6 protein-coding genes are annotated in these 11056 nt (G+C 72.4%); 2 read left to right on the top strand and 4 right to left on the bottom strand.

Translation table 11 applies throughout. The annotated features are described in order from the left end of the window. Positions 1–99 precede the first annotated feature (99 nt). From ACIP6U_RS37445 to ACIP6U_RS37430, 4 genes are all read right to left on the bottom strand, one after another. The gene (locus tag ACIP6U_RS37445; RefSeq protein WP_401727129.1) at positions 100–981 is read right to left on the bottom strand and encodes a carbohydrate ABC transporter permease; all 882 of its coding nucleotides are present in this window, start codon (positions 979–981) and stop codon (positions 100–102) included. Continuing rightward, positions 978–2258 carry a carbohydrate ABC transporter permease gene (locus tag ACIP6U_RS37440; RefSeq protein WP_401727127.1) on the bottom strand — a complete coding sequence of 427 codons (1281 nt, stop codon included), beginning with the start codon at positions 2256–2258 and terminating at the stop codon, positions 978–980. Before ACIP6U_RS37440 ends, ACIP6U_RS37445 begins: the two co-directional genes overlap by 4 nt. Positions 2259–2336: 78 nt before the next feature. Next, entirely contained in the window at positions 2337–3722 is a 1386-nt protein-coding gene (locus tag ACIP6U_RS37435) for an ABC transporter substrate-binding protein (protein WP_401727125.1), read from the bottom strand. A 261-nt stretch (positions 3723–3983) separates the two neighbouring features. Then, positions 3984–7544, bottom strand: coding sequence for an FHA domain-containing protein (locus ACIP6U_RS37430; RefSeq protein ID WP_401727195.1), 3561 nt, complete (start codon positions 7542–7544; stop codon positions 3984–3986). Positions 7545–7911: 367 nt separating this feature from the next. Between ACIP6U_RS37430 and ACIP6U_RS37425 the strand changes: the two genes are divergently transcribed. Then, complete coding sequence (locus ACIP6U_RS37425; RefSeq protein ID WP_401727123.1) at positions 7912–9606, top strand: serine/threonine-protein kinase; 1695 nt, start codon at positions 7912–7914, stop codon at positions 9604–9606. A gap of 205 nt (positions 9607–9811) precedes the next feature. Beyond that, positions 9812–11056 carry a serine/threonine-protein kinase gene (locus tag ACIP6U_RS37420; protein ID WP_401727120.1) on the top strand — a complete coding sequence of 415 codons (1245 nt, stop codon included), beginning with the start codon at positions 9812–9814 and terminating at the stop codon, positions 11054–11056.

Raw genomic sequence — 11056 nt, 5'->3', positions numbered from 1 at the left:
CTTGCCCGGGAACGGCCGATGGAGTGACTTGGTTACGGTTTCGTACGGCATAAGGGGGACTCCGGGTGAACGGAATCCCCCTTTCCTGTTGATGTCCGGCTACTTGACCGCGCCCGCCATCACGCCGGACACGAACTGCCGCTGGAACGCGAAGAACACGGCCAGCGGGATCACCATCGAGATGAACGCGCCGGGCGCGAGGATCTCGATGTTGCTGCCGAACTGCCGTACCTGTTGCTGGAGTGCGACCGTCAGCGGCTGCGACTCCGAGTTGGAGAACACCAGCGCCACCAGCATGTCGTTCCACACCCACAGGAACTGGAAGATGCCCAGGGACGCGATCGCGGGCGCGCCCAGCGGCAGGATCACCGTGAAGAACAGCCGGGTCTCGCCCGCGCCGTCCAGCCGTGCCGCCTCCAGCAGTTCACGCGGGATCTCCGCGAAGAAGTTGCGCAGCAGGAAGATGGCGAACGGCAGCCCGAAGCCGACGTGGAAGAGCACCACGCCGATGATGTCGCCGAAGATCCCGATCTTGCCGAAGAGATCGGAGAGCGGGATCAGCGCCACCTGGACGGGCACGACGAGCAGCGCGACCACGAGCAGGAACCACCAGTCGCGGCCCTTGAAGTCCAGCCAGGCGAAGGCGTATCCGGCCATCGCGCCGAACAGCACCACAAGGAGCGTGGCCGGCACGGTGATCCAGATCGTGTTGAACAGCGCGTGGGTGATCGCGTCCTTCTCCAGGAGCGTCTGATAGCTCTTGGCGGTCAGCTGGCTCGGCGCGGTGAACACCTTCCACCAGCCCGAGGAGGCGATGTCGGTCGGGTCGCGGAACGAGGAGACCAGCAGTCCGAAGGTCGGCACCAGCCAGAACAGCGCGACCAGGATCAGGAAGACCCGCATCGCCCCGCCCGCCGCCCCGCTCGCCACCCGGGAGGCGAGGGAGCGCTTGCCCCGCACGATCGTGTCGAGGGTGGTCACCGCTCACGCTCCTTCCGCAGCCGGCGGATGTTGACGAACATCACCGGCAGCACGAGCAGCAGCAGGATGACGCCGATCGCGCTGCCCACGCCGTAGTTGCCGCCCCCGCCGAACGAGGACAGGAACAGTTGCAGGGCAAGGACGTTGGCGTCGTCCTGGCTGGGCTGCGGCGCGATGATGTACACCAGGTCGAAGATCTTCATCACGTTGATCATCAGCGTGACGAGGACGACGACCAGGACCGGCGCGAGCAGCGGCACCGTGACCCGTCTGAACACCTGCCACTCGTTGGCGCCGTCCACCCGGGCCGCCTCCAGCAGATTGCGGTCGACGCCGGCCAGGCCCGCCGCGATCAGCACCATCGCGAAGCCCGCCCACATCCACACATAGCTGCCGATGATCGCCGGGGTGACCAGCGTCGGACCGAGCCAGTCGATGCCGTCGTACGGCGCCGCGAAGTTCGAGCCCGGCAACCGCAGTTGGGCTCCGTCGGCCGAGGCCGGCAGCGTGAAGACGCCGTCCGCGCCGCTCTTGGCGGAGGCGACCACCTTGCCGTCCTTCACGGCCTCGACCTTGACGCCCTTCAGCGCCTTCTCACCCGGGTCGACCTGCCCCTTCGTCCCGCCGCCGCCCAGCTTGAAGTCCAGCCAGACGGTGCCGGTGACACCGGAACCGCTCGCCGCCTTCGCGTCCTCGGGGGTGCCGGGCAGCTTGTTCGGGGCGATGCCCACGAGGGGCAGCAGCGCCGGCGTGCCGGCCCGCACCGTGCCCGTCGAGGTGAACGAGCCGCCGCCGGACGCCTTGAGGTCGCTCGCCGTCGCGTTCGGCCGCGCCTTCGGATAGACCGACGACGACACGAAGGTGTCGTGCACCGCCTTGGCGACCGCGTTGGCGGCGCCCTGGCTCGGATCCTGCTCGTAGACCAGCCGGAAGATGATGCCGGCCGCGAGCATCGAGATCGCCATCGGCATGAAGACGATCAGCTTGAACGCCGTTCCCCAGCGCACCCGTTCGGTCATCACCGCGAAGATCAGACCCAGCGCGGTGACCACGGCGGGCGCCACCGCCACCCAGATCGCCGTGTTGCGTACGGCGGTCAGTGTGGAGGAGTTGGAGAAGATGTCGCCGTAGTTGTCCAGACCGACGAACCCCGAGCCGTCGGCGTCGTAGAGGCTGCGCCAGATCGAGTACCCGATCGGGTAGACCACGAGCGCGCCCAGCAGGATCAGCGCGGGCAGCAGGAACAGCACCGCCACCCACAACCTGGTTCCCGTCACGCTCTTACGCGGTTTCGCGGAGGGCGTCGGCAGTGCGCCGGCGCCCTCCGCCGTCGCGGCGGTTGTCATGGCCGCGCGTCAGCCGGTCGCATAGGCCTTGGCCGCGTCGGACTCCAGTTTCTTCTGGGTACCGGCCACGTCCGACGGGTTGCGCAGGAAGTCCTGCAGGTCCTTCCACTCGCCCACACCCTGCGTACCGCCGAACGCGGCCGGCGCCTGGTCGGACATGTCGAAGCGGAAGTTGTCACCGGCCGCGATCAGCGCCTCGGCGATCTGCTTGGTGACGGCGTCCTTGTACTTGGCCGGGTCCATCTCCTTGTTGGGCGAGATGACACCGCCCTGCGCCGTCCAGATCTCGGCCGCGTCCGTGGAGGCCAGGAACGTCAGCAGCGCCTGCGCGCCCGCGCCGTCCTTCAGCGCCACGGCCACGTCGCCGCCGCTGACCACGGGTGACTCGCTGCCGACCGCCGGGAACGGGAAGACCTTCGCGTCCGTGCCCAGCTTCGCCTTGGTGTCGGCGTTGATGTTCGCGGTGACGAAGTCGCCCTCGTAGACCATCGCGGCCGGGGTGTCACCGGAGAAGGTCTGGGTGACCGACTTCGGGAACTCGGTGTTCAGCGCGCCCTTGCGGCCGCCCGCGATCAGATCGTCCTTGCCCCACAGCTGCGCGAGCGTGGTGAGGGCGTCCTTGACCGACGGGTCCGTCCACTTGATCTCGTGCGTGGCCAACTGGTCGTACTTCTCCGGGCCGGCCTGCGAGAGATAGACGTTCTCGAACCAGTCGGTCAGCGTCCAGCCGTCCGCGCCGCCGATCGACACGGCCGGGGAGCCGGCGTCCGACAGGGTCTGCGCGGTGGAGAGGAAGTCCTTCCAGGTCTTCGGGGTGTCGGTGATGCCGGCCGCCTCGAAGGCCGCGGTGTTGTACCAGACCAGCGACTTGTTGGCGGCCTTCGCGTAGATGCCGTACTGCTTGCCCTTCCAGGCGCCCAGGTCCACCCAGCCCTTGGAGAAGTTCTTCTCCAACTGGGCCTGGGCGTCCGCGCCGAGGGGCTTGAGCCAGCCCTTGTCCGCGAACTGGTGCAACACGCCCACCTGGGGCAGGAACGCGACGTCCGGTGGCTGACCGCCCTCGATCTTCGTACCGAGGAACGTGGAGGTGTTGTTGCCGGTCGGCACGAAGTCGACCTTGGCGCCGGTGCGCTTCTTGAACTCGTCCAGGACCTTGAGGAAGTTGTCCTGTTCGGGTCCGGTCCAGACGGCGGCGACCTCCAGGGTCTGGCCGTTGAGCTTCGGCAGCTTCAGACCGCTGCTGCTCTCCGAACTCCCGCCGCTCGCACCGGAGTCGTCCTTGTTGTCGTCGCTGCCGCCGCATCCCGTGAGCGCGAGTGCGAGTGCTGCCGCGAGGAGGGCGGCTGCGGATTTGGCGGCCCTGCGTGTCCGGATCCTGCTGCACGTGCTGCGCATGACTGCCCCGTTCTTCGAGCTTCGTCGAACGTTCAGCGCTGTTCCGTGCGATCCGGTCTACGCCGGGTGCGCGAGGGCGGCAAGACTGCGATCCGTGTCAAGTGGGCGATCGTGACCACGTTGTGATTGGGCCGCGGGTTGGTGGGGGTGCGGATTGGTGGAGGCGGGGGGTCGGTGGGGGTGCGCGGCCCTGGGGGCTACGCCCCCAGACCCCCATCGGCCCGAAGGGCCTCGTCCTCAAACGCCGGACGGGCTAAAAGATCACAGGAGTGACGGCACCTCTGTTGCCGACACCTCCCGCGTCGCCCGTTCCAACGCACTCGCCAGCAGGGCCAAGTCCGTGGGTCCGTTGCCCAGTTCGCGGACGTGGCGGCGGGTCGGGGGGTCGCCCATGCGTTGCCAGTCGACGGGGACGACCGTGGGGCGCAGGGTGGCCGTGCGGGGGATGCGGCCGGTGACCCGGCCGCCCTGGAAGGGCGTTGCCCTGCCGTCGGACCAGGTCAGGCGGCCGCGGCCGGGGGACGGTTCGTCCGGGCCCGGGGTCGGGGCGTCCAGGGTGACGCGGAGGGCGGCTCGGCGGGACGGCTCCGTCTCCGCCGTACGGCCGCCTGGGCTCGTCGCGGCCACGAGGTGGACGCCGAGTCGCTCGCCCTCCCGGGCCACCGCCTCCAGCGCCCGCATCACGGAACCCGCCGCCGGCCGGCCGGGTGAGCCGAGCGCGGGAGAGACAAGTGCGTCCAGGTCGTCCACGACCACCACCAGCCGGGGCAACGGCGGTGCCGACTCCGTCTGCCGCCGTGCCGCCGCCGGGCGCAGCCGCAGCGTCGAACTGGGCGGGGTGTCCAGGTCACCGGCACCGGAGGAGACGGAGGTGCCGGACGAACCGGACGCGCCTTGCGCCGTCGCCGTACCTCGCGCCGACGCCCGCTGGGACACCAGCCGGCCCGACATCTCCCGGCTCGCGTGCCACTCGGCGAAGTCGCCGCGGCCCAGCAACTCGCCCCGCCGCTTCAGCTCGGCGCTCAGGGACTGGGCGAACTCCCGCATCCGCACGGGGTCGTTGGCGGTCAGATGGGTGGTCACATGCGGTACGTCCGTACAGACCCGCAGGCCCTCGCCGTGGCCGCCCGCCGTGCCCACGCTGTCCCGGCCGTCGATCAGGACGATGCCCAGCCGGTCGGGGCGCTCGGCCGCGGCCAGCGAGGCGACGACCGCCCGCAGCAGCTCCGTGCGCCCGCTGCCCGCCGGGCCCTCGATCAGCAGGTGCGGCCCGTCCACCACGAGATCCGCGCCGACCGGGCCGCGCGGGCCGGCCCCGAGCACGGCGGCGGCCCGGCCGCCGAGCGCCTGGGTGTCGTCCGCCGCGTCCGCCCAACGCGCCATCAGCGACGCCGGAGTGGCCCTCGCCAGCCCCAACTCGTCCAGCAGCCGCGCCGCTTGGGGCAACGGCAGGGACACGCGCGCGTGCCGGTCCCGCCCGGCGCCGTCCATCCGCAACGGCGCCAGTGCCCGCGCGAACCGCTCGGCCCAGGCGAGCGAGACGGCGTCCACGGCGGCCACGCTGCCCGGGCCCACGGGACCCGGCGTCTTGGAGTCAGGGGTACCGGAGTCGGAAGTGCCGGAGCCGGATCGGAGCTGGCCGGGGGAGGGGGAGAGGGAAGGGGATGAGGGAGCAGGTGCGGGTGAGGCGCTCGGCGCGAGTCGGGAGGGCGTCCTGGCATCCGTACCCGCCATCGCCTCCGGCGTCGACGCCCCGCTCCGGGCCACCCGCATCAGCCGCAGCGCCGTCGCCACGTCACCGCTCAGCAGCGCGACCGCGCCGCACTCCCGGAACGCCGGCGCCACCGCGCACGCCGCCTCGTAGGTGTCGGTCACCGGGGACGCGGGCGACGCCGGTGCCGTCTCGGCGAGGCACAGCACATGGATGCCGACGCGCGGTCCCTCCACGGCCAGCCGCGCCACCGCCTCGCGCACGGCGGCGCCACCGGTGTCCCCGTCCACGATCACCAGGGTGTACGGCCCCGCGAAGCCGTCGGTCCCGTCGGCGCCGTCGTCCTTCGCCCAGGAAGGGCGCCGGGGCGTGCTCCGGACCTCGCTCCGCCGGGCCGCGGGGACGGTGTGCGCGGTCGCGGGGGCCTCGTCCAGGCGGCGCAGGAGTTCGTCGGTGCGGGCCGTGGCCTGTTCGCGGTCGTAGGCGAGCAGGAGGCCGCAGTCCTGACCGTGTCCGGGGCGCACATGCGGGAGCCAGCCGAGCCAGGACCACTCGGCGCTGCGGTCCTCCGCGGGGCGGGCGCGGTCCGCGCTGATCAGGACGATCTCCAGCGCCTCGGGGGAGTGCAGCGCGGCGAGTTGGGCCACGACCGCGCGGGCCAGCCCGGACAGCCGGGTGCGGGGGCCGGCCAGGCCGAGGGCCCCGGCCTCCCGCAGATCCGCCGTCACCGGCACGGCAGGCAACAGACCGGAGCCGTCGGGTGCCGTGCGGTCCGCCGTGCCGAGCCGCACCGTGAGCGCCTCGCGGTGTCCCGGCTCGCGCTCCCACAGCCGCGGTCCCGGGCCCAGCGCCGTCAGCAGCAGGGCCGCGAGGTCCGGCCAGGTCTCCGGGGCCTGGGCACGGCCGGCGGTCGACGCGGGGCCCGCCGGGTCGGCGCCGGCATCCGTGTCGTCGGTCTCGTCCGTGTCGTACACGTCCTGGTCGGCCGCGGAGTGCTCCCCGCGTCCGCCGGTCAGCCGGCGCGCCCACCCGGCGATGCCGCCGCGCCTGCGCGAGAGCGACGGGTCGCCGTCGGGGGCCGTGTCGTGCGTGGTCGTGGAAGACGTATTCGTGGAAGAAGGCGTGCGTTCCGCCGAAGCGGCTCCCGCACCGACCGTCCCCCTCCCGCGCCCGTCCCCGTCTCCGTTCGCCGTCCACGCCCCGACGCCGAACACACCGGCGTGCGTGTCGCCGCTGCCGCCCGCCGGACCCCGGCTCTCGATCCGGGGCGCGCCGCCCTGTCCGGGGACGAGCGGGTCGGCCGGGCCGTGGCTCTGGGCGGGCAGTCCCCGTGAGGGGGTGGAGGTGTCGCCGCCGTCGGCCACGCGTGCGTGGAGGGCGTCGGGGGAGCCGGTCTTCGGGTCGGTCCCGGGGTGTCCGCCCTCGCAGGACACGCGCACGTGCCCCTCGCCGTCCGAAGCCGTCGGCACGCGCGCGCCGGGACCGCCGGCCGGGGTGAGGCGCAGGGCGGACTCACCGACGCGCAGCAGGGCGCCGGGGGCGAGCCGCACAGGGTGGGTGCTCACGCGGCTGCCGTCCAGCAGGGTGCCGTTCGTCGAGCCGAGGTCGGCGACGGAGACGTGACCGTCCGCGCCGACCGTGACCGCGCAGTGCAACCGGGAGACGTCCGGGTCGTCGAGCGGGACGTCGGCGTCGGCGGAGCGGCCGATGCGGATCTCGCCGCCGTGCAGGAGGTGGACACCGCCCGCGTCCGGGCCCGCTATGACGTGCAGTTGGGTCGGGGCGTCGTCCAGCTCGGGGTGCGGCTCGGGTTCGGCCGGGGCGCTCAGGGACAGCACCGCGCCGTCGATCAGCGGGGGCTCGCCGAGGGTGCAGCGCTTGTCGTCGAGGCGCTCCGCGCCCACGTACAGCACCACGGGGCCGCCGCCCTCGCGGGCACGCTCGGACGGAGGCGCGCCACCGTCGCCGGAGACCGCCGACGACAGCGCCGACGCCACCTCGGCCAGGGCCGTGCCGGCGGGCGCGGTGACCAGCACGTCGCAGCTCGCGGTGCGGCCCCGGACCCGATCGGGCGGGCCCAGCGGGTCTACGACGGTCAGCCGGATCTGCATCGCCGTCAGCGGTCCCTTCTGCGCGGGTCTGCGCGGGCGCGGACTTTTCCCCCCACCCCACACGAGCACGTCGGCCAGTACTCCACGCATCCTCGCACCTGCCACTGACAACACGCCCACGGTCCAGCCAGAAGTGATCTTGATTGGTCGGCTCTGCCCTCAAAAGTGCCTGATCAGTACTTCACTGACGACCGCTTGAGATCGGTCACGCGCGGATCGGGCAACCGGAGGGACCGAGTCGAGCGTCTTTCCTTCGAACATGTACGACAAGCGGTACGTAAGACGCACAGAAAGTTGAGAAGTCGGTGCCGAGGGTGTCGGCACTACAGTGGGTCGGAACGTAGGCAATCAACAGGGAGCGCATGACGTGCGGCCGGTAGGCAGCAAGTACATCCTCGAGGAGCCGCTCGGACGCGGCGCCACGGGGACCGTCTGGCGAGCCCGCCAGCGAGAGACCGCGGGCGCCGAGGCGGCCGTGGCCGGTCAGCCCGGCGAGACCGTCGCGATCAAGGTCCTCAAGGAGGAGCTCGCGAGCGACGCGGACATCGTGATGCGGTTCCTGCGGGAGCGCTCCGTCCTGCTGCGCCTGACCCACCCGAACATCGTCCGGGTGCGCGACCTGGTCGTCGAGGGCGATCTGCTGGCCCTGGTCATGGACCTCGTCGACGGCCCCGACCTGCACCGCTACCTGCGCGAGAACGGCCCGTTCTCGCCGGTCGGCGCCTCCCTGCTGACCGCCCAGATCGCCGACGCGCTCGCCGCCAGCCACGCCGACGGAGTGGTCCACCGCGACCTGAAGCCGGCCAACGTCCTGCTCGCCCACCAGGGCGGCCAGATGCACCCGATGCTCACGGACTTCGGCATCGCCCGTCTCGCCGACTCCCCGGGCCTCACCCGCACCCACGAGTTCGTCGGCACGCCCGCGTACATCGCGCCGGAGTCCGCCGAGGGCCGCCCGCAGACCTCCGCGGTCGACATCTACGGCGCCGGCATCCTGATCTACGAACTGGTCACCGGCCGCCCGCCGTTCTCCGGCGGCTCCGCCCTGGAGGTGCTGCACCAGCACCTGAGCGCCGAACCGCGCCGCCCCTCGACGGTCCCCGACCCGCTGTGGACGGTCATCGAGCGCTGCCTGCGCAAGAACCCGGACGAACGCCCCAGCGCCGAGAACCTCGCGCGCGCCCTCCGCGTCGTCGCCGAGGGCGTCGGCGTGCACGCGAACGCCGCGCAGATCGCCGCCGCCGACTCCGTCGGTGCCCTGCTGGTCCCCGACGCGATGCCCGCCGCGGTCCCCGGCTCGGCCGACCCGACCCAGGTGCTCCAGCACGGCCAGGGCATGTACGACCCGAACGCGGCGACCAGCTATCTGCCACACACCGGCGCACCCGGCCCGGCCGGCGCCGCCGACCCCACCGCCGTACTGCCGAACACGGGCGCGGCCGACCCGACCGCGGTCCTGCCGCCGGTGCCACCGGGGCAGCCCGGCCAGCAGGGTCAGCAGCCCGAGCAGCCGCACCCCTGGCAGAACCAGCTGCGCGCGGCCCGTGACCGCAACGAACAGACCCAGGTCCAGTACCTCGACCCGAACGAGGACCCGCTGCGCCGCCGCCCCCAGCGGCAGGTCTCCCGGGACCAGCAGCCGCCGCAGCGGCAACGCCCGCAGCAGCGACAGCAGCCCGCCCCCGGCTACGGCTATCCGCAGCAGCAACAGCCGCAGCAGTACGGCCCGCCGCAGCACCAGCAGCCCCAGCGTCAACAGCAGCAGCGCCCCCAGCAGCCGCAGCCCCAGCGCTACGCCCCGCCGCCGCAGCAGCCTCAGCGCGAGCCCCGGGAGCCGCGGCAGCGCGGCGGCGCCAACCCGATGAAGATCCCCGGCCTCGGCTGCCTGAAGGGATGCCTGTTCACGATCGTCATCCTCTTCGTCGCGAGCTGGCTGATCTGGGAACTGAGCCCGTTGCAGGACTGGATCGGCACCGGCAAGGGCTACTGGGCGCAGCTGAGCGACTGGTTCGACACGGTGACGGGCTGGGTCGGGGACCTAGGCGGAAGCTCGTCGAACTAGCGGAACGTCGCCCGACGGGGTGCGCGAACCAGCCGAACCCTGCGAGCGAACCAGCCGAATCGTGCGAGCGAATCAGTCGAACTGGACGAACCGACGGCAGGGTTGGTGACTTGTCGACATCTGGCGGGTGATTTCCGCCTCCGCAGTGAAGGTTGACCCCTCGGACGCGTAGTTTTAGCGACAACACGCGTCGGTAGGAGCAGTCTTGGCACGGAAGATCGGCAGCCGGTACACCGCGAACCAGATCCTGGGGCGGGGCAGCGCCGGCACGGTGTGGCTGGGCGAGGGACCCGAGGGACCCGTCGCCGTGAAGCTGCTGCGCGAGGATCTCGCGTCCGACCAGGAACTCGTCGGACGCTTCGTGCAGGAGCGCACCGCCCTGCTCGGCCTCGACCACCCGAACGTCGTCTCCGTCCGCGACCTGGTCGTCGACGGCAACGACCTCGCCCTGGTCATGGACCTGGTCCGCGGCACCGACCTGCGCACCCGCCTGGACCGCGACCGGCGCCTGGCACCCGAGGCGGCGGTGGCGATCGTGGCCGACGTCGCCGACGGGCTCGCCGCCGCGCACGCGGCCGGAATCGTGCACCGGGACGTCAAGCCGGAGAACATCCTCCTGGACATGCAGGGCCCCCTGGGCCCCGGCGGCGCGCACCCCGCCCTCCTGACCGACTTCGGAGTGGCGAAACTCATCGACTCGCCCCGCCGCACCCGCGCCACGAAGATCATCGGCACGCCGGACTATCTGGCCCCCGAGATCGTCGAGGGCCTCCCGCCCCGCGCGGCCGTCGACATCTACGCCCTCGCGACCGTCCTCTACGAACTCCTCGCGGGCTTCACCCCCTTCGGCGGCGGCCACCCCGGCGCGGTGCTGCGCCGCCACGTCACGGAGACGGTCGCCCCTCTGCCCGGCATCCCCGACGAACTCTGGCAACTCCTCGTCCAGTGCCTCGCCAAGGCCCCCGCCTCCCGGCTGCGCGCCTCCGAACTGGCCGCCCGCCTGCGCGAGTTGCTGCCCATGCTCGTCGGAATGCCCCCACTGGACGTCGACGAGCCGGACCTGGAGCCGGAGGAGGAACCGGAGCCCGCCCGGGGCGAACCGGCGCTCTCCACCGGCGAACCGACCCGCCGCCGAGGCGCGGTCCCCCTGGTCCCCGGCGCCAAGCCCACCGACTCCAACCGCGACACCCATACGTCGATGCGCGTCCCCGCCCCCGACGAACTCGCCGGCGGCGCCCGTGGCACGGCCCGCGTCCCCCGTCCCGCGGGCGCCCGCCGCCCCGGCTCCGCCCGCCACAAGGCCATCGCCCGCCGCCGCCGGATCGCCCTGAGCGCGGGCACGGTGGTCCTGGTCGCGGCGGTGGGCGCGGGCGCGTGGTGGGCGACGTCGGGGGACGACGCGGGGGCGACCCCGCAGGACACCAGCACATCATCACCGGCGACGCCATGA

It is taken from the genome of Streptomyces sp. NPDC088794, from assembly GCF_044750545.1.
Lineage (GTDB): Bacteria > Actinomycetota > Actinomycetes > Streptomycetales > Streptomycetaceae > Streptomyces.
Note: the sequence above shows the minus strand (reverse complement) of the source record. Positions and strands in the feature narration are given on the sequence as shown.

What these genes read in the sequence shown, in the direction of transcription:
- ACIP6U_RS37435 (WP_401727125.1), bottom strand. Translation starts at nt 3,722, where the DNA reads ATGCGCAGCACGTGCAGCAGGATCCGGACACGCAGGGCCGCCAAATCC.
- ACIP6U_RS37430 (WP_401727195.1), bottom strand. Translation starts at nt 7,544, where the DNA reads ATGCAGATCCGGCTGACCGTCGTAGACCCGCTGGGCCCGCCCGATCGG.